General features: G+C 68.2%; 10 protein-coding genes, 1 tRNA gene, 6 pseudogenes and 1 riboswitch. Of the genes and pseudogenes, 8 read left to right on the top strand and 9 right to left on the bottom strand.

The genetic code is table 11. The features are described 5' to 3' along the window. Positions 1-91 precede the first annotated feature (91 nt). A complete protein-coding gene (locus tag CCN56_RS28155; protein ID WP_086830789.1) occupies positions 92-694 on the bottom strand; it encodes a GNAT family N-acetyltransferase in 603 nt (200 codons plus the stop codon). A gap of 112 nt (positions 695-806) precedes the next feature. On the opposite strand from CCN56_RS28155, the gene CCN56_RS28150 reads away from it, so the two are divergent. Then, positions 807-1,969 (top strand): IS3 family transposase gene (locus tag CCN56_RS28150; protein WP_107484236.1). Its coding sequence is split into 2 segments (ribosomal slippage): positions 807-1,091 and positions 1,094-1,969, totalling 1,161 coding nucleotides; the frame shifts between segments, so codons are not numbered across the junction. A 66-nt stretch (positions 1,970-2,035) separates the two neighbouring features. Here CCN56_RS28150 and CCN56_RS28145 read toward each other — a convergent pair. After that, positions 2,036-2,531 (bottom strand): annotated as a pseudogene (locus tag CCN56_RS28145) (IS5 family transposase); the annotation flags it as partial. A 246-nt stretch (positions 2,532-2,777) separates the two neighbouring features. Here CCN56_RS28145 and CCN56_RS28140 point away from each other — a divergent pair. Further along, on the top strand, positions 2,778-3,980 hold the full coding sequence (locus CCN56_RS28140; protein WP_086830785.1) for an IS110 family transposase: 1,203 nt from the start codon (positions 2,778-2,780) through the stop codon (positions 3,978-3,980). 18 nt (positions 3,981-3,998) lie between these two features. Here the strand turns inward: CCN56_RS28140 and CCN56_RS42130 are convergent. Both CCN56_RS42130 and CCN56_RS43465 read right to left on the bottom strand, forming a co-directional pair. Further along, positions 3,999-4,334 (bottom strand): annotated as a pseudogene (locus CCN56_RS42130) (transposase); the annotation flags it as partial. Between the two features lie 71 nt (positions 4,335-4,405). Then, positions 4,406-4,524: transfer RNA gene (locus tag CCN56_RS43465), tRNA-Gly, on the bottom strand. Between the two features lie 332 nt (positions 4,525-4,856). Between CCN56_RS43465 and CCN56_RS43460 the strand changes: the two genes are divergently transcribed. From CCN56_RS43460 to CCN56_RS45945, 3 genes and pseudogenes are all read left to right on the top strand, one after another. Then, positions 4,857-5,009, top strand: coding sequence for a hypothetical protein (locus tag CCN56_RS43460; RefSeq protein ID WP_179200009.1), 153 nt, complete (start codon positions 4,857-4,859; stop codon positions 5,007-5,009). A gap of 307 nt (positions 5,010-5,316) precedes the next feature. Beyond that, the gene (locus CCN56_RS28130; protein WP_256962196.1) at positions 5,317-6,630 is read left to right on the top strand and encodes a geranylgeranyl reductase family protein; all 1,314 of its coding nucleotides are present in this window, start codon (positions 5,317-5,319) and stop codon (positions 6,628-6,630) included. Continuing rightward, a pseudogene (locus CCN56_RS45945) lies at positions 6,548-6,979 on the top strand (hypothetical protein); the annotation flags it as partial. The gene CCN56_RS28130 and the pseudogene CCN56_RS45945, both read left to right, overlap by 83 nt. Positions 6,980-7,047: 68 nt before the next feature. Here the strand turns inward: CCN56_RS45945 and CCN56_RS28125 are convergent. The 3 genes and pseudogenes from CCN56_RS28125 to CCN56_RS28115 form a co-directional block, all read right to left on the bottom strand. Continuing rightward, positions 7,048-7,710 (bottom strand): annotated as a pseudogene (locus CCN56_RS28125) (xanthine dehydrogenase family protein subunit M); the annotation flags it as partial. Beyond that, a complete protein-coding gene (locus CCN56_RS28120; RefSeq protein WP_086830777.1) occupies positions 7,707-8,240 on the bottom strand; it encodes a 2Fe-2S iron-sulfur cluster-binding protein in 534 nt (177 codons plus the stop codon). The gene CCN56_RS28120 and the pseudogene CCN56_RS28125, both read right to left, overlap by 4 nt. A 359-nt stretch (positions 8,241-8,599) precedes the next feature. After that, a complete protein-coding gene (locus tag CCN56_RS28115; RefSeq protein ID WP_256962195.1) occupies positions 8,600-9,370 on the bottom strand; it encodes a transposase family protein in 771 nt (256 codons plus the stop codon). 321 nt (positions 9,371-9,691) lie between these two features. Here CCN56_RS28115 and CCN56_RS28110 point away from each other — a divergent pair. After that, a pseudogene (locus CCN56_RS28110) lies at positions 9,692-10,461 on the top strand (transposase family protein). Between the two features lie 133 nt (positions 10,462-10,594). Here the strand turns inward: CCN56_RS28110 and CCN56_RS28105 are convergent. Beyond that, positions 10,595-11,317 (bottom strand): IclR family transcriptional regulator, encoded by a 723-nt coding sequence (locus CCN56_RS28105; RefSeq protein ID WP_086830775.1) that lies wholly within the window; start codon positions 11,315-11,317, stop codon positions 10,595-10,597. 190 nt (positions 11,318-11,507) lie between these two features. Further along, a riboswitch (SAM riboswitch) is annotated at positions 11,508-11,649 on the bottom strand. A 1,172-nt stretch (positions 11,650-12,821) separates the two neighbouring features. Between CCN56_RS28105 and CCN56_RS45640 the strand changes: the two are divergent. Then, positions 12,822-14,008, top strand: a pseudogene (locus tag CCN56_RS45640) (IS110 family transposase). Between the two features lie 298 nt (positions 14,009-14,306). Here the strand turns inward: CCN56_RS45640 and CCN56_RS28095 are convergent. After that, positions 14,307-14,804: an SMI1/KNR4 family protein gene (locus CCN56_RS28095; protein ID WP_086830773.1), complete on the bottom strand. Its 498-nt coding sequence runs from the start codon at positions 14,802-14,804 to the stop codon at positions 14,307-14,309. Between the two features lie 77 nt (positions 14,805-14,881). Here CCN56_RS28095 and CCN56_RS28090 point away from each other — a divergent pair, with 77 nt between their 5' ends. Beyond that, positions 14,882-16,384, top strand: coding sequence for an IS21 family transposase (locus CCN56_RS28090; protein ID WP_256962192.1), 1,503 nt, complete (start codon positions 14,882-14,884; stop codon positions 16,382-16,384). Positions 16,385-16,508 lie beyond the last annotated feature (124 nt).

Genomic DNA, 16,508 nt, shown 5'->3' with positions numbered 1-16,508 from the left:
CCTTTGTTAGGACCTCTTAGCGCCTGTCTTTTTGATGCTCTGAGGAGTATGGCGTCTGGCCGGAGTGAGTGTTGGCCAAGTGCTTCGCCGGTCAGGCTTCCCAGGCGCGAGGACGGGCCAGCTCTTCCCATTCGGGGCGGAGCAGCGAGAAGACGGCGAGGTCGTGGCGGCGGCCGCGGTGGAGGCAGGCGGCGCGGCTGATTCCTTCTTGGGTGAAACCTGACTTGGCAAGGACGGTGAGCGCGGGGGCGTTGTCGGTGTGCGTTTCCGCCGTGAGCCGATACATCGGAAGTTCGCCGAAGGCTAGGTCAACCATGGCGTCCAGGGCAGCGGTGCCGTAGCCGTGCCCGCGATGCCGAGCAGCGAGCATCAGCTCGACCTGAGCTGTGCCATTGACGATGTTCTGGCTGGTCAGTGCGACGTAGCCGACAGGGATGCTGTCGGGGGAGAGGATGAGGAAGTCGTCACGGTCATCGTCTTCGATGTCGCGTTCGATACGCTCACGCACGGCGGTGAGTGGGCGTGGCCAGATGCCGATCTGATGGGCGGCCACGGGATCAGATCTCCAGCCGTGCATGAGCTCGGCGTCGTTTATGTCGAGTGCTGCGAAGCCGACAGACTCGGCTCTCCAGACGAGTTGCCTTTCAGTCTCTGTGCCATGCTCGTCATCTGCAATCCTGATGTTCTCGGTCATAGGCGGATGCTATGGGTCTCTTCGGGTAGGGACCACCAGGTTTGGGTCTGCCGCACGATCGGGTGACACCTGAACTGGCTTGCCCTGTGAGGCAGGAGGGAAGGATGTCGCTGTGCCCAAGCCCTATCCGGAAGAGTTCCGCCAGGACGTCGTGCGGGTCGCGAGGAACCGCGGCCCAGGTGTGACGGTCGAGCAGGTGGCCACCGACTTCGGAGTCCACCCGATGACGTTGTGGAAGTGGATGCGCCGAGCGGACATCGACGACGGCTCCAAGCCCGGAACCTCCAGCCAGGAGAGCGCGGAGCTGCGGGAGGCACATCGGCGGATCAAGCTGCTGGAGCAGGAGAACGAGGTCCTGCGCCGAGCCGCGGCCTATCTGTCGCAGGCGCATCTGCCGGGAAAAGGATCTACCCGCTCGTGAAGGAGCTCGCCGGGGACGGGGTGCCCGTCACGGTGACGTGCCGGGTGCTCAAGCTCGCCAGACAGCCGTACTACCGCTGGCTCGACAAACCGGTGGCCGACGCCGTTCTCGAGGAGGCGTATCGCGCGAACGCGTTGTTCGGTGCCCACCGTGAGGACCCGGAGTTCGGCTACCGCTTCCTGGCCGATGAGGCCCGCAGCACCGGGGCCGCGATGGCGGACCGGACCGCGTGGCGGATCTGCCGGGACAACCGCTGGTGGAGCGTGTTCGGCAAGAAGCGCGGCCGGGGCAAGAAGGCCGGCCCGCCGGTGCACGACGATCTCGTCCGTCGTGACTTCACCGCGGCCGGCCCGGACCGGCTCTGGCTCGCCGACATCACCGAACACGCCACCGGCGACGGCAAGCTGTATCTCTGCGCGATCAAGGATGTCTTCAGCAACAGGATCGTGGGCTACTCCATCGACACGCGGATGAAGTCCCGCCTGGCCGTGACCGCTCTGGAGAACGCCGTGGCCCGGCGTGAAAACGTCGACGGATGCATCCTGCACACCGATCGCGGCTCGCAATTCCGGTCCCGGAAGTTCGTCCGGGCGTTCGACCGTCACCGGATGGCCGGGTCGATAGGGAGGGTCGGGGCGGCCGGCGACAACGCGGCCATGGAGTCCTTCTTCAGTCTGCTGCAGAAGAACGTCCTCGACCGCAGGAAGTGGGCCACCCGCGAGGAATTGCGGATCGCCATCGTGACCTGGATCGAGCGGACCTACCACCGCCGTCGCCGGCAAGCCGCACTCGGTCGACTGACCCCCGTCGAATTCGAGACCGTCATGACCACACCGGCCCTCCAGGCCGCGTGACTCAACCTGTCACCCGAACCTGCATCAAACCCTTTTCTCCGCTCGGTGGTGCGTCGTGATGCCTGCTCAGTGACGAGCCCAGATAAGGATGGAAGCCAGGTGGAGGGCAGCCTGATACGCGATGGCAAGCTTGTCGGTGCGCATGGCCAGGCCGCGCCACTGCTTGAGCCGGGCGATGCATCGTTCGACGGTATTGCGTTTCTTGTATGTCTCGGCGTCGAAGCCAGGCGGGCGGCCTCCGGCGCGGCCTCGGCGTAAGCGGTGGCCGACCTGGCCCGCGGGCTGGGAATGACGGCTCGGATACCTCGGCGACGGAGGTGCCCACGGGTCGCGCGGGGGAGTGGGCGTGATCGGCAAGAGCATCTGCAGGTCGGGTTCTTGGTCTGCCGGCCCCGCTGTGTAGAACCCGGGTTTTGGCCATGGCCGTCTCGAAGGCCGGTGTGTCACCGGTCTGGCCCGCGGTGACATGGAGGGGCAGAGGTCCTGTCCGGCTGTCGGTGGCGAGGTGGACCTTCGTGTTCAAGCCGTCACGGGAGCGGCCGAGGGCGTGGTTCTTGGGCTCGGATCGGCCGGGCGCCCCCGTTACCGTCTTCGTGGCCTCGCAATGAGGCTCCCGGCCTTCGGCCCCGGTATGACTTGAGCCCCCAGTCGAGATGATCGAAAAGGTGGTGTCGCCGGTGCCGGAGGCATTGGCAGACCGCTGATTAGAGGCACGAGCGCCCCCTGGGCAGTCTCTTCGTAACGTGGATGCCGGCACGCTGATGCCGCAGGTGAGGCCGGGGAGAGCGCAAGCACGGGAGGGACCGGCATGACGGACGAGACTGCCGTCGACGTCTACTTGGGCCTGGACGTCGGCAAAGGCGAACACCATGCCACTACCGTGAACCGGGCGGGGAAGAAGGTGTTCGACAAACCGCTGCCCAACAGCGAACCGAAACTGCGCGAGCTGTTCGACAAGCTCCAGGCCAAGCACGGAACGGTCCTGGTGGTCGTCGACCAGCCGGCTTCCATCGGGGCCCTGCCGCTGGCGGTCGCCCGGGACGCGGGCTGCCAGGTCGCCTATCTGCCGGGACTGACGATGCGGCGGATCGCCGATCTCTACCCCGGCGAGGCGAAAACCGATGCCCGTGACGCGTTCGTCATCGCGGACGCCGCCAGAGCGATGCCCCACACCCTGCGGACCATCGATCCCACCGATGAGACGATCGCCGAGCTCTCGATGATCGCCGGGTTCGACGACGACCTCGCGGGCGAGTCCACCCGGATCACCAACCGGCTCCGCGGCCTGCTCACCCAGATCCACCCCTCGCTCGAACGTGTCCTGGGCCCGCGCATCCAGCACCCGGCCGTGCTCAAACTGCTGGACCAGTTCGGCTCCCCGGCCCAGATCCGCAAAGCCGGAAGACGACGTCTCGTGACCCTGATACGTCCCAAGGCGCCGCGGATGGCCGAGCGGCTGGTCGAGGACATCTTCACCGCACTCGACGAACAGACCGTCGTCGTCCCGGGCACGGACGCCGCCGCGCTGATCGTCCCCAGCCTCGCCGGCTCCCTCCAGTCCGTCCTGGACCAGCGGAAACTCCTCGCCACCCGGATCGAGGAACTCCTGGAGGCCCACCCTCTTTCCCAGGTCCTGATCTCGATGCCCGGCATCGGGATCAGGACCGCCGCCCGCATCCTCGTCGACGTCGGTGACGTCAGCGGCTTCGCCAGCGCCGGACACCTCGCCGCCTACGCAGGCCTGGCACCCGTGACCCGCAGCTCCGGCTCGTCCATCCGCGGCGAACACCCCTCCAGGCGCGGCAACAAACAGCTCAAACGCGCCTTCTACCTCGCCGCATTCGCCTCACTGTCCCAGCCTGAGTCACGCGCCTACTACGACCGCAAACGCCGCGAGGGAAAGCATCACATCGCGGCCCTCGTCGCACTGGCCCGACGGCGCGTCGACGTCCTCTTCGCCATGCTCCGAGACGGGACCTTCTACCAGCCGCCCACACCGGCTACGGCTTGACCAAAACAATAGAGGCACCTTTTTTCTGGCTTGGGCGGAATGCTGGTGAGCCCGGCAGACGGTGGAGTCTACCGAAACCGTCCAGCTCGCCTCGTCATCGGCATCGGCATCCGGCACTGCAAGTAACGCCGCCAGGACTCGTGCCCAGGTGCCGTCCGCGGCCCACTTGATCAGCCGTTTGTGCGTGGTCTGGAAGGGGTCCGGCTTCTCTGGCAGGTCGCGTCAGGGGGAGCAGGTGCGGTACTGCCACGCGATGGCCTCCAGGGTCCGGCGGTGGTCGGCCCACCGCCGTCCACGGACCGGATCAGCCGGCATCAGCAGTTCGATCCGGTCCCACATCGCATCGGTGATCATCAGCCGGGCAGGCGTATCCGGTCAACTGACCAACCCATCGAAGAGACACGCTCGTAAGTCCGGGTCGGCTGCGGTGCCGACGGGATTTGAACCCGCGGACAGATGGGGGCAGGTCCGCCCCGTCTCCGTCAGTCGCCGTGGGAGGGACCTCGCCCACGTCGATCGCAATGGGCCGCTCTGCCACGGCACCGCAACCTACGGGAATGCGCGCACTCCCGCTCCGACTCAGGGTAGGGATGCCGTTCTTTGCGGACGAATTTTTATCTGGGACACCGGAAACTGCTGCCACGGGTCCACAGAAGTTGTGCCAGAGCCCGTTCTCGTGGACAAGCCGCCCTGGCTTGGTCCGGAGCTCCGGTCGCCCTGGGCGGCCGGGGACACGGCGGACGGCGAAGGCTGGTTCCGGGTGAACGTCGCTGACGGGGTGTTCAAGCGTGAATGGGAGGTCTATCGTGCCCGCGTCACCGGATCCGTGAACTACGGGGCGATGGTGTACGTGGTCTGCCAGGTGAGCAACGGCGGTTGGGGCGGGGCCACATCCAGTACGGCAGGCCGTTCACCACCTGGGACAGGCTCAGCGACGGCAGCTACGTCGACGACTGGTGGACCGGCACCCCGAGCGTTGCCGAGGACGGCTACTCGCCCGGGATGCCGGCCTGCGTCTTCGGCCCGTGAGCCTGAGGGCGAGCCGGGCCTGAACCAGAAGACACGGCATGGGGTCTGCCCGGTCCTGCTCCGCCGGACAGGCTTTGGCCTCCGTCCAGGGACCGTGGCCTCCGCGGATTCCTGTCCGTTCCTCATGCTCCGGACGTTTCGCCAGAGGCTGTCGGGGGTCACCCGATGTACACCGCCACCGGCGAGACCCCTCGCGCGAAGCCCTTCCGAAGCCCTTCCCGGACAGGCGGCCGCCTCCGCCGCGCCGGACGGACTGCTGGTGCCCGACGGCGGGCATAGTAGGGGGGTGATCACCAAAAGTGACGGGATCGGCGGCGGTCGCAACGGCGGCCGTGGGGGATCTGAAGGCGCCGGTGACGAGGAGGCGCAGGTCATCGTGGTGGGGGCGGGACCGGCTGGTTCCGCTGCCGCGGTACACCTGGCGCGAGCCGGTGTGGACGTGCTGCTCCTGGAGAAGAGCGGTTTCCCCCGGGAGAAGGTGTGCGGTGACGGGCTGACCCCGCGTGGCGTGCACCAGTTGGTGCGGCTGGGCATCGACATCGACGCGCCGGGCTGGATGCGCAACAAAGGAATGCGCTGGGTCTGCGACGGACACCAGGCGGAGCTGGACTGGCCCCGCCTGGGCGCCCTTCCCGACTTCGGGCTCACCCGCAGCCGGCACGACTTCGACGACCTGCTCGCCGCCCGCGCGAGCGCCACCGGAGCGCGCCTGCGCACCCGTGTGAAGGTGACGGGCACCCTGACCGACCGGGCAGGGTACGTCATCGGCGTGACGGCCTCCCGCGGGCCGGACGCGGAGCGGGTGTGCTACCGGGCCCCGTTGGTGGTCGCGGCCGACGGCGCCTCGGCGCGTACGGCTCTCGGCCTCGGCTTCGAACGTGATGTGAAGCGACCCGTCGCGGCGGCCGCCCGCCGGTACTACCGCAGCGAGGCCCGCACCCACGACCCCTACCTGGAGCTGTGGGCCGACCTGCGCTGTCCCCGCACCGGACTCGACCTGCCCGGATACGGATGGGTGTTCCCCATGGGGGACGGTCGTGTCAACGTGGGTCTGGGAGCCCTGCCACAGCGGCGGCGGCGCCGGCCCGTGGACCTGCGGGCGGCGCTGGAACACTGGCTGCCCCGCCTGCCCGAGGAGTGGGGCCTGCACGAAGGGAACGCCGATTCCCCCTTGCGTAGCGCGCCGCTGCCGATGGGGCTGAACCGGCGACCGCAGTACCGCCGGGGCCTGCTGCTCGTGGGTGACAGCGCCGGCATGGTCAGCCCGTGGAGCGGTGAGGGCATCGCCCAGGCGATGGAGGCCGCCGAGGTGGCGGCGGAGACCATCGCCCTGGCGCTGGCCCGGCCGGCCGGGCCGCGCCGGGAACACGCGCTGCATCAGTACCCGGCCGAGATCCAGCGCCGATGGGCGCGCTACTACCGGCTGGGGAACCTCGCGGGCGATCTGCTCTTCTCCCGGTTCGGCTACCGGCCGATCCTCCACCCCCGGGTGATGGCGTCGCCGCATCTCCTGCGGGCCCTGGCACGCCTGCTGACCCATGTCAGCCACGAGCCCGCGCAGGACACCATCGACGCCGTCCTCCACGCACTCCTGCGCCTCGTCCCCGTACCGCGGCGATAGCCCGTGCCCGGTGGCCGACACCGGTCGCGCCGGTCCACGATGCGAGGCGGTATCCGACACACCACCCAGTACGGAAGCCGTCTCACCGCTCCTCGCCGGCCCCGGGCGCCCACTCCGCCCCGTGCTCCGGCGGCAGGTGGCGACGGCCGCCTCCACGGTGGGGAAGAACCGCCAGGGATCGTGCGCCTGGGGACGGTCCCAAGCCCTTCAGCTGCTGTGGCGGCGCGCTGTGAAAGACGTGGACGAAAGGCTCGCACTGGACGCGAGTGGGCCCGGCTTGCGCCTTGCCGAGGTCCGGTTCGCACTGCACCGTCAGGCGGTCGAGATCCCCGACGGGATGCGCGTGCTGTATGCCTGGTCGTCGGCCGATGTGGCCGAGGCCCTCACACGTCAGGTGGAGGCGAGTGCCTCGCGCCTGTCGGTGGCGGGGGGCGTCACGCCCGTGATGAGTTCGCCGGGCGTGACGACGGTGTCCAGGTCAGGGCGGTCGCCGGGCAGTCGGTGGAACGCGGCGACGGGCACCGTCCGCTGGCCGTTCGCCCCGTGCAGCCGGACCTCTGCGTCGAGGGCGGTGAGGGCGACGGCCATGTCCGAGGGGTGTGTGGCGACACAGTGGGCAAAGTGGCCGAGGACCGCGAGGTCCCGGTGGACGCCCTCCCGGGCGGGGCAGCCGGAACCGGGCAGGCGCTTGTTGCACGGCGTGGACGTGTTCTGGAAGTAGGGGCAGCGGGTGCGCTGGAGGAGGTTGCCTCCGGTGGTGGCCGCGTTGCGGAGCTGGGGCGAGGCGCCGGCCAGCAGGGCCTGGGACAGCGCGGGGTAGCGGGCGCGCACGGAGGGGTGGGCGGCGACGTCGCTGTTGCGCGTGGTCGCCCCGATCAGCAGGCCGCCGTCGGGGGGCTTCGCGACGCCGTCGAGGGGCAGGGCGCCGAGGTCGACGAGCAGCGGCGGGCCGGTGACGCCCAGCTTCATCAGGTCCACGAGGTTGGTGCCGCCCGCCAGGAAGCGGACGTCGGGGTGGGCCGCGAGGTGCGCGATGGCCTCTTCGGTGCGTTCGGGGCGTACGTATGCGAAGGGCTTCACCGTGCGGCCTCCTCGATCGCGGCCACGATGTTCGGGTAGGCGCCGCAGCGGCGGATGTTCCCGCTCATGCGCTCCCGGATCTCGTCCGGCGTGAGGGCGACGGGCTCACCCGGCAGGCGTTCCGGCGGTGTCACGTGCGACGGTTCGCCGCGCGCCGCCTCGTCCAGCAGGGCCACGGCCGAGCAGATCTGGCCCGGTGTGCAGTAGCCGCACTGCAGGGCGTCCTGGGCGACGAACGCCTCCTGGACCCGATGGAGGTGCTCGCCGTCCGCCAGGCCCTCGACGGTGGTGACGGAACGGCCCGCGCACGCGACGGCGAACAGCAGACAGCTGTTCACGCGCCGGCCGTCGAGGAGGACGGTGCAGGCACCGCACTGCCCGTGGTCGCAGCCCTTCTTGGTGCCGGTGAGGCCGAGGTGGTCGCGCAGCGCGTCCAGCAGGGTCGTGCGGTGGTCCAGGAGGAGCGAGCGGTCCGTTCCGTTGACGCGCAGCGCCACCGTGGACGCGCGCTCCGGCAGGGTCTGGTCCACCGGTCTTCCTTCTCACCTCGGGGCCTTTGCCGACGCGCGCCCGAACGTCCGCCGGGTGGCGGTACGTGGGAGGGCCCGACCGACCGGGTCGCTGCTCGACACGCCCGCCGGCCTGTCCGCACGCGGGTGCGGACTCGTGTCCGTCGGCGTGTCCATCCGTATGCGCCTGCGTCGACGCTATGTGACGACTGCCTCCCCCGCCTCCCGCGAGCCAAGCGTCCGGCCCTGATGAGCTTGTGCACGGTGAGCGGTGGGAGGCCGGGGCTCCCAGCGAGCCTGGTGTTCACATCTGCCGTGCAGGCGTCAGGTCTGCGTCTGCTGATGGGAGAGCAGGCCGGCGATGGCCTGGACGGTGTCGCTCATGTGTTCGCGGCGGCCGACGCGCCGGGCCAGGGCCCGCCGGTTCTTTCAGGTGTGCGATGCCGTGCTCGACCCGGATACGGTGCGAAGAGTGTGCCTTGCGCTGCCGCTCGTACATCTCCTCGTACCGGTCCGGGGCATTCTTCTTGAACTTGTGATGGGGTGGCGTCACGACGCGTCCGCCGGTCTGTGCTCCGAGTCTTTGATAGCCGGCGTCGGCGAGGGTCTCGACTGCTGGACCGTCGGTCAGGAGTTCGATCAGTCCTCATCGACGGGCGTGGGTGATGTCCGCGCAGCTTGCCGGACCGGCCGGGCTGCACCACAGGACGCGGCTTTCGCCGTCCGTGACCACCATGGATTTGACGGCGTTCTGCTTGTTCTTGCCGGAGACAAAACGATCCCGGTCCGGCGGCCGGGCGGCGGCCCCGGATCTCGGTGCCGTCGATGATGCCGCTCTTCCCGGTCGCGCCGAGATGGTCCACAACGTCGGCGAGGGTCCGGAGTCGCACGTCGGGGCTGATGGTGCATCCGCGTTCCGCGAGCAGGGGCCGCACCTCGCCGATGGCCCGGGTGGTGGTGGAGCGGTCCACGCCGAACCAGCAGGCCGGCACGTCATGAGTAACCCCATGGCGAAGATGCACGAGAGTGGCCAGGAGCCGGTTGACGAACACCAGCCGGTGCTTCGCGCCGGCTCCCACAGCACGCTTCCGCGGCCGAGAGGCAAGCCGGTCCTGGCGCCGTTCATGCCACAACGGCCCTAATACGGTCATAAGTTCAGCGATCACGGCAGCAGGCAGGCCCTGTGATCCTCCGGTCGCTGATGATCGCTGCGCGCGTCACGTTCCCCGCCACGCAGCCGTGATCGACGATCCAGAACTCGACGCCCCACCGCTTACCGTGCACGAGCTCGTCAGCCCAAGCTCTTATCAGATCACGAAACGCTTGTCCGGCCGGCATGCATCGTGGACCACCGCAACGAGCCGACAGATCCCTTACACGGCAACCCCGTTGGTTATCAGCCCTGTCGAGAGTCAGACCCGGCGGTGAACCACGGCACCATCATCACTGCCCTGTTGGTTCCGTATCCTGCCATGCTCGACGTCCTGCATGAGCTCGTTGAGCATGTCGCCTGGTTGCTGTACGAGCATCGCCGGGCCCGCAACACACGTTGGCGCAAGCTCGGCTGCTTCGACCAGGCGCAGCTCGCGCCGGTGCACCTGCGCAAGAATGAGCCGCTGCCCGCCCTGGAGGCCGGCTTCGGCGTCTCGGCAGCCACTTCGACAGCCACTGCCTGGCGGTACGTCGACGAGATCCTGGACGTCCTTGCGGCGTGGGCGCCGGGCCTGCACGAGGCCCTGACCGGGCTGGGCGAGGACGACTTCGTCATCGTGGAAGGCCGCCCTGATCCCCACCGACCGCATCGCCGCGGACGAACCGTACTCCCCGCAAAAGCACCGCAAGCACCGCAAGCACGGCATGAACGTGCAGGTCGTCGCCCCGTCCCGACGGCACACCGCTGTGGTTTCCCGCGCGACATCAGGCCGCACCCACGACCTGACCGCGGCCCGCGCCCACAGCCGTCGTCCAGGCCTGCCTGACCCGGCAGGTCCTCGTTCTCGCGGACCGGGCCTGCCAAGGTGCTGGCGCCACCTTCCGGGCCCCGTACTACCGCCACTGCGAACAGCCCCCGCATTAGCAGAAGTTCGACCACGCTCACGCCCGGCTGAGTGCTCCGGGTGAACGCGCCTTCGCGCAGCTGAAGCCCTGGCGACTGCTCCGGAGAGCTAGATGCTCCACCCGCCGCATCAACACCATCGTCCAGGCCGTCCACACGCTGATGACCTACGGCTGTTCAGGATGAAAACAGCTCAATGATGCGGTGTTCCTCGGTGCGGCATGCATGGTGCAGGGAGCGGCATCGAGGAATTCCCGGTCGAGGAAGTCTGAACACGCCGGCCGGGGGAGAGCCAGGACCCCACGTGGTGCTGCCGGGGTCAGGGGTGGGAGACGGCTTCGGTGAGGCGGTCGGCCGCGTCGACAGCGGCCTTCGCGAGCCGGGCGCCGGGGTGTCGGGTGAGGCGTTGGATCGGGCCGGTGACCGTGACGGCGGCGACGACACGGTGGGACGAGTCGCGGACCGGCGCCGAGACGGAGGCCATGCCGGGTTCGCGCTCTCCGATCGACTGGGCCCAGCCCCGGCGCCGTACGCCGCTGAGGGCGGTGGTCGTGAAGCGAGCACCCTGCAGACCTTCGTAGAAGCGCTCGGGTTCCTCCCAGGCCAGCAGCACCTGGGCGGCGGAGCCGACCTTCATGGGGAGCGTGGACCCCACTGGCACGATGTCGCGCAGGCCGGAGGTACGTTCGGCGGCGGCGACACAAACGCGCATCTCGCCCTGGCGCCGGTAGAGCTGCGCGCTCTCGCCGGTGACGTTCCGGAGAGAGGTGAGGACCGGGCCGGCGGCGGCCAGCAGGCAGTCCTCGCCCGCTGCGGCCGAGAGCTCGCCGAGTCGAGGGCCGAGAACGAAGCGGCCCTGCAGGTCCCTGGTGACCAGACGGTGGCGTTCGAGTGCGAGGGCGAGTCGGTGCGCAGTGGGCCGTGCCAAGCCGGTGGAGGCGACCAGCCCGGCCAGAGTGGCCGGGCCCGACGCCAGCGCACCAAGGATCACCGCGGCCTTGTCGAGGACGCCAACACCACTAGAAATATCCGAAATGTCCATTAAGGGGGGTACTCCGGTCTCGGTCCGCGAGTCGAGGATCGCGGCGGCCTTGCCAGAAAAAGGGCAGGGACGATCAGCAGGAAAGGGCCGAAGCGGTCGGCCGATATGCCGCGGCGATCACGAGATGGGTACGCGGAAAGCCCGGGGCGGACAAAACCGGGGCGAAAGGCAGCACAAAGAGCACCGTGTCTCCTCATCTTTTCCCGCGCCACGTTGGCGCGGGCCGGAGTTGGCACTGATCCCGACGGCGCGGCGCGAACATGGAACGCCGAGTCGACCGGGGAGTTGCCGGGGCTTCGTAGGGCCGGTCCCTCCACCCCTCTGGATGATTCGCGAGAAACCATACAAGACTTCTGGGACTACCTGCCAACGGCTTCCTGCACAGGATGGCTGCAGGTCAGGCCGACTGTGACGCCGCCGGGTGAACCGAATCCGGGCGGGGGAGAGGGAGGCCAAGAGACCCTGGGCGGTTGTGCTGGCCCACTACGGGCAGCCAGATTGCCCAGGCCCATGAGCATGCACAGCAACCACTATGCCGTCAGAGCCGGACTGCGCCGACCAGGACCACGATCTCGTCGCCATCGCCGCCGAACGCGCCGAGGCGCTCTGCAACCTCTGAGGAAGAGGTGAGCCGAAGCTGGAGGCTCTCTTGGCGGACGGCACCAGCGTGCTCCCCGCTCCTGAGGGGATGATCCACTCCACCGCGTACACACCTGCCGACAAGGGAGCTGCTCCCCGCGTCTGCGGGGATGGCCCGGCGGTGTCGAGCGCCGGCCCGCACCTGGTCGGCCGCTCCCCGCCCGGAGAATGTCCGACTCCGTGGGTACGGCTGCTCCCCGTATCCGCAGGGATGGCCCCCCGGGGCTACGCGCTCGCGGCCGACCTCCTGTGCTTCCCGCTTGTGCGGGGTTGGTCCCGAGTGCCTGGCGTGTGCGTTCACGCCGGCGGTCTGCTCCCCGGTCGTGTAGGGATAGTCCGTGTTCCAGTCGCTTCGGTCGCTTGGGTCGCTTGGGCCCGTACCAGTGAAGTCAGCCGCTTCGGTCCCTTCACCTCGGTCTCGGGCAGTAGCGTGAGCTCGACCCGGGCGGCGATGGGCGACTGACTGCTGACACCAGCGGTCGGGCACTCGCTCTCGCTGCTGATTGAGAGCTGCGGTTCAGCCGCTTTCTTATGGACGTGACAGGTGGGCAACCGCCCGGGTTCTTCCCGTGCCGCTGAAATGCCCTCCTCCTCAACTGTCTCAGCTTTGCTGTGGCCCTGATCACGTGATCGCATCTTCAGAGCTCTCCAATCGTTCTGGTTGGCGGCCGGGAGGCCAGATGCGGCTAGCTTGGGTCTGCCCTTCGGGGGCTCGCAGCGACTGGTCCGGCTGGCCTCCGGGTCGCTCGTACTCGCTTATTGAGAGATGCGGTTGAGCCGCTCTGTACGGACTTGGCGAGTGAGCGTCCTGCCGGCCAGAGAACAGCATGAGCCGGGGAGGGGCAGCAGGGCGGGAACGAACGAAATCTGGGTCGGAATCGATACCGGAAAAGGGCACCACTGGGCCTGCGCCGTGGACGTGTCGGGGAAGACGCTCCTGTCCAAGAAGATTGTCAACGGCGAAGACGAAATCCTCGCCGGCCTGGCCGACATCCTCGACCTGGCCCTCAAGGTCAACTGGGCCATCGACATTCCCAGCAGCCCATCGTCTCTCCTGATCGCATTACTCATCACGCATGGCCAGCGTCCGCGGTATGTCAGCGGGACGCTGGTCAAGCAGATGTCGCGCGCGCTCGGCACCGATAACAAGACGGACGCCCACGATGCTCACGTCATCGCCAGGACGTCCGTCTTCGCAGCGAACCGACTCTCGGACCTTGAAGTACCTGCTCAGGCCATTTCCGACCTCACTCTGCTGGTCTCGCACCGCACCGACCTGGTGCGTGACCGCACCCGCGCATACAACCGAATGCGAGACACCCTCACCGACGTGTTCCCGGCTCTGGAGCGGGCGTTCAATTTCTCGGCCCACAAGGGCGCCGTGGTGCTGCTGACCGGGTTCCAGACACCCTCGCGCTGCGCAGAATGGGGCACAGTCGCCTGACGGCATGGCTTGCTAAGCGCAGCGCCTGACTGCCTCACCAAGTGGCAGAGACGGCCATTGCTGCGGCGAAAGCCCAGCAGACGGCTCTGCCCAGCGAGGACGTTGCCGGTCAGATCATCGAAGACCTCGCCAATAGCACCCTGAATCTCACCGAGCGGATTGCGCGGATCGAGAAGCAGATGGAGGCGATGCTCGAGCAACACCCGCAGTCCTCAATCCTCCGCTCCATGCCAGGCATGGGGTCCGTGCTCGCAGCCGAACTGCTGGTCGCAGCCGGGGACTTTTTCTCCTACGCCACCGAGGGACATTTCGCATCTGCCACCGGCATGGTTCCCGTTTCTCGCGACTCCGGGACAAGGACAGGCATTCGCGTCAGGCCCAACAGATACAGCCGCCCCAAGCAACTGGCTCTCTTCCTCACCGCCCAGGCCGCATGCCTCCACCATCAACGGGACCGCGAGTATTACCAGCGGAAGCGCGCCCAGGGGATGAAACACGTCGCAGCCGTCATCTGCGTCGCGCGACGTCAGATCAGGATGCTCTGGGCGCTGCTTCGCGAGGGCAGGCTGTACCAGCTGGAGCCCCCGGCCCGCAGTTGCACCGCCTGACAGGCGGCTCATGAGTGCCGGTCTTCCTCATTGAGAGCCGCTGTGCCGGGTGTGGCAGGTATCGGCGGGTGTGCTGTCCATGTCCGCGGTGTGCTTGCCATCGGGCTCACCACGGCCGCCCCGCGCGCCGTGCAGGGATGATTCCGTGGCTTTCTGCGGTGGGGACCAGGTGTTGATGACGCTCTTTGAAATCGGCCACCCTCTGCTCAGGGGTGACCCCAGACCTGCTCGCGATTCCCCAGTCTGGAGTGACATGACCTCCGTGGGGCAGGGGGCCGGTTCGTTCCTCGGCTGATGGTCAGGGCTGGTTCGCGATCTGTCGGCCGAGCTGTTCAAGGAACTGCTGCAAGCTGGACGCGGCGACCTCGAAGTCGTCAAACCAGGAGGCCGTGGCGGACTTCCAGACTTGTCCGCTGTCTCCGATCGCGAACAGATGGCCCCCGCCGTCGCTGGCGAAGACCAGTGTGATCGATTCGCCGTCGATCGGAGCGGGGCCGTACTCGCGGAAATGCTCCGCCACCGTTGTTGGTGAGTGGATGAAGTACCCGTTGTCGACGTCGGGCAGGGAAGCCTCGCTGATCACCCAGTAGAGAGTGGTCAGGTCGGAGGGGATCGGCGTCAGGTCCACGAGCGCGTCCGTCGCCTGGTGGCTGTCGTCGGTTGCGAGCATCACTGCGTTGTGGCCGGGCGGGAAGCCGTGCGTCGGGAGGAAGGACTGCATCAGCCTCGTCAGCGCCGCGTCGGTCTGTTCCCGCCAGGACCGGACCGACTCCGCGTCAAGCCGCTCACCAGGCATGTTTCCCCCTCGAATACGCGTGGGACCCGCCGGCGCGAGCCCGGAAGAACATATCGGAGGGGTCAGCATGGAGTGCGATGGGAACCGCGCTTTCCGATCCGCGGCTCCTGGACCGGCCAAACCTGCTCAGGCGATCTCCCCACTCATCGTGTGATCTTGCACGGCGTGTCGAACTGGGATCGGAGTGTCGTGGAGAGCCTGCGTGCGCAAGTTCGGCCTGGTCGGGGGCCTGGATGCTTACGCGGGAGGAAGACGTGGATGCTCACGCACTGCGTCGTCAGGGCTGGACGATCTCAGCGATCGCACGTTATCTGGGACGTGACCGCAAGACGATCCGCGCCTATCTGAACGGTGACCAGGTGCCTGGCCAGCGGCGTCAGAGCCCGGACGCCTTCGTGCCTTTCCTGCAGTACTGCCAGCAGCGGCTCGCCGATGATCCGCATCTGTGGGCCTCGACCCTGTTCGACGAGTTCAGGGAGCTGGGCTATGAAGGCGGCTACTCGACCTTCACCCGTGCGCTTCGCCGTTATCAGGTCCGGCCGCACTGCGAGCCGTGTCACGCCGCGACCGGCCGGAACGTCGCGGTGATCGCGCATCCGCCGGGCGAGGAAATCCAGTTCGACTGGCTGGAGCTTCCGGACGCGCCCGAGTCATGGGGAGTGGGCGAGCACGCTCACCTGCTGGTCGGGGCACTCGCGCATTCGGGACGGTGGCGGGCGGTGCTGGCGGAGTCCGAGGACTTCCCGCACCTGGTCCAGGCCCTCGACCAGGTGGTCCGCAAGCTGGGCGGGACCGCGCGGCGGTGGCGCTTCGACCGAATGGCAACGGTCTGTTACCCCTCCAGCGGGCAGGTCACCCCGTCTTTCGCCGCGGTCGCGAAGTACTACGGCGTCGGAGTCGACATCTGCCCGCCCCGGCGAGGCAACCGCAAGGGCGTCGTCGAGAAGGCCAACCACTCGGCAGCCCAACGCTGGTGGCGCACGGTTCCCGACGCGCTGACCGTCGTCCAAGCCCAGTCCGGCATCGACAAACTCGCCGTCCGCATGGACGAACGCCGCCGGTCGGTGGATGGGATCAAGGCCACCGCCGCTGAAATGCTGCTCTACGTCCCGGTCCGGCCGTTCCCGGCCGAGCTGGAGGTCGAGTGGACCGTGAGCCCGCAGTGCCTCGTTTCCTTCGACGGGAATCTGTATTCCGTCCCGCCGGGCATCGCCGGCGCCCAGATCAGGGTCCTGCACCGGCTCGGTGAGAACCACCTCGACATCGCCACCGCCGGACGGGCCGTGGTTGCCCGCCACCGCCGGGCACCGCGCGGAGCCGGCCAGACCGTGCGGGACGCCGGACACGTCGTCGCCCTCGAACGCGAGGTCCTCGCCTCCTTCTCGGACCGGGCTCGCTGCAAGAACAAGGTCCGTCGACCTCCTTCCGAGGCCGCGCGGGCGGAAGCCGAGCGGCTGCGCGGCCAGCAAGCCGCCGCTGGTGATCCCGCCGAACGGGTCGTGATCGACCTGTCCCACTATGCCGCCGTGGCCGACCGGCTGCGGACCGTTCCCTCACCGAAGGAGGAGAACACGGAGTGAGTACGTCACCGATGCAGATGAGCGAAGCACGCCGCTTCCAGCAGCTGCGAGGCCACCTTTCCTACCTCAAACTCAACGACGCCGCCGAAGCACTCAACCGGGTGCTCGACCAGGCCCGCGCCGA

Source organism: Streptomyces sp. NRRL B-24572 (genome assembly GCF_002156145.1).
Classification (GTDB): domain Bacteria; phylum Actinomycetota; class Actinomycetes; order Streptomycetales; family Streptomycetaceae; genus Streptomyces; species Streptomyces vietnamensis.
This window is presented reverse-complemented; position numbering and strand designations above follow the sequence as displayed.

Coding starts and splice junctions, on each gene's coding strand:
- CCN56_RS28155 (WP_086830789.1), bottom strand. CDS start 694: ATGACCGAGAACATCAGGATTGCAGATGACGAGCATGGCACAGAGACT.
- CCN56_RS28140 (WP_086830785.1), top strand. CDS start 2,778: ATGACGGACGAGACTGCCGTCGACGTCTACTTGGGCCTGGACGTCGGC.
- CCN56_RS28115 (WP_256962195.1), bottom strand. CDS start 9,370: ATGACCGTATTAGGGCCGTTGTGGCATGAACGGCGCCAGGACCGGCTT.
- CCN56_RS28105 (WP_086830775.1), bottom strand. CDS start 11,317: ATGGACATTTCGGATATTTCTAGTGGTGTTGGCGTCCTCGACAAGGCC.
- CCN56_RS28095 (WP_086830773.1), bottom strand. CDS start 14,804: ATGCCTGGTGAGCGGCTTGACGCGGAGTCGGTCCGGTCCTGGCGGGAA.
- CCN56_RS28090 (WP_256962192.1), top strand. CDS start 14,882: ATGGGAACCGCGCTTTCCGATCCGCGGCTCCTGGACCGGCCAAACCTG.